General features: G+C 39.5%; 2 protein-coding genes. One reads left to right on the top strand and one right to left on the bottom strand.

The features are described from left to right. On the top strand, window positions 1-903 hold a 903-nt coding region (gene nadA / locus PX484_RS15530), incomplete at its 5' end, for a quinolinate synthase NadA (RefSeq protein ID WP_288104602.1). A 120-nt stretch (window positions 904-1,023) separates the two neighbouring features. Here nadA and PX484_RS15525 read toward each other — a convergent pair. Beyond that, window positions 1,024-1,520 (bottom strand): FAD-binding domain-containing protein (locus PX484_RS15525; RefSeq protein WP_288104599.1); only part of this gene is annotated, 497 nt, incomplete at its 5' end.

Below are 1,520 nucleotides of genomic sequence, written 5' to 3'. Positions count from 1 at the left end.
GCAATTAAAGAGCTTAAACGGGAATTAAACGCCGTTATTCTGGCTCACTACTATCAAAATTCTGACATACAGGATATAGCTGATTATATTGGTGATTCTCTCGGTTTATCCCAACAGGCTGCCCGAACGCCAGCAGATGTGATCGTATTTGCGGGGGTTCACTTCATGGCAGAAACAGCTAAAATCTTAAACCCAGATAAGTTGGTATTGCTGCCGGATTTAGATGCGGGATGTTCTTTAGCTGATAGTTGTCATCCTCAAGATTTTGCTCGTTTCAAAGCCCAATATCCCGATCATATCGTGATTTCCTATATCAATTGCAGTGCAGAAATTAAAGCCATGAGTGATATTATCTGCACCAGTTCCAACGCAGTCAAAATAGTTAACCAAATCCCTGCCCATCAACCGATTATCTTCGCTCCTGATCGCAATTTAGGCCGTTACGTCAGTCAGCAAACTGGTAGAGATTTAGTTCTCTGGCAGGGTAGTTGTATTGTCCATGAAACTTTTTCCGAACGCAAGATAATAGAATTAAAAGTTGCCCATCCAGAAGCAAAAATTATCGCCCATCCTGAGTGTGAAACATCGGTTTTACGCCATGCCGATTATATTGGTTCCACGACGGCACTATTAAATTATTCTCTGAAAAGTTCTGAAAAAACCTTTATTGTCGCCACAGAACCGGGGATTATTCACCAGATGCAAAAATCCGCCCCAGAGAAAGTATTTATACCCGCACCAGCTTTAAATAACTGTGCTTGTAATGAGTGTCCCTACATGAGACTGAACACTCTCGAAAAATTGTATCTCTGTATGCGAGATAAAACTCCAGAAATTACTATTTCTGAAGATTTAAGAGTTAAGGCACTGTTGCCGATTCAAAGAATGTTAGAAATGTCTTAATCAGTTATCAGTTATCAGTTATCAGTTATCAGATTTGAGTTTTAAGTGTGCAGTATGGATTAAGTGAGCCTCATCAAATGCTAGTTTCCTACTGTGTTTTCACTGATTACTGTTTACTGATTACTGATTACTGAAATGCTGAAGATAAATTTTTTCGTTGTGTTTGATCGATTGAAAAAAATCGACAATGGCACGAGGATAATTAACCCCTAAAATCACCCCATAACGCTTTTGTTCCTCTGGAGATAATTTGTAAGGTTCGTGAATTTTATCGCCTTTTATTAGGGCTAATTCCGGCAACCAGTGACGTAAATAATCACCTTTGGGATCATAATCTCTCGACTGTTTAGGGATATTAAAATAACGAAATCCTCGTGCATCATTGCCGACACCAGCAGTGTAATTCCAATTACCCCAATTACTACAGACATCGTAATCAACTAATAATGACTCGAACCATTCTGCTCCCATAGACCAATCAATACCGAGATTTTTGGTCAGAAAACTAGCGACATTTTGCCGGCCACGATTTGACATAAATCCTGTAGCGGCTAATTCTCTCATATTAGCATCTACGAGGGGATAACCGGTTTTTCCCTCACACCAGAGATTAAATC

Origin of the sequence: Microcystis sp. M49636_WE2, from assembly GCF_030065375.1 — a bacterium.
Classification (GTDB): domain Bacteria; phylum Cyanobacteriota; class Cyanobacteriia; order Cyanobacteriales; family Microcystaceae; genus Microcystis; species Microcystis aeruginosa_C.
This window is presented reverse-complemented; position numbering and strand designations above follow the sequence as displayed.